This window comes from Microcystis aeruginosa NIES-4325, from assembly GCF_008974145.1.
Classification (GTDB): domain Bacteria; phylum Cyanobacteriota; class Cyanobacteriia; order Cyanobacteriales; family Microcystaceae; genus Microcystis; species Microcystis aeruginosa_G.
The window spans coordinates 1-244 of sequence record NZ_BJKP01000161.1; the positions used below are offsets into that span (position 1 = coordinate 1).

Annotated in this window: 1 pseudogene; it reads right to left on the bottom strand. The window is 44.3% G+C overall.

The annotated features are described in order from the left end of the window. Positions 1-244 (bottom strand): annotated as a pseudogene (locus MiAbW_RS19455) (hypothetical protein); the annotation flags it as partial.

Here is a 244-nt window from a genome sequence, read left to right on the forward strand (position 1 = left end):
TTGATTTTCCAAGAGATTAAACCGATTTCATACCAAGAAGTTAGATTTCTCTTGATTCCTAGCACTAGATCGGGTAACTCGTCGAGTAACTCGCCTAACCCGTACGATTCCTCAATGCTGATAGCCATATCGTAGAGAGACCGGCCTAGTTCACTTTCTGGAATGTCGGAACCGAATAATGGTTCAAAGGGGTTGAGACAGTGACCGGGTTTAACGGGCCAGTCTTCTTGTATTCGATCTTGAA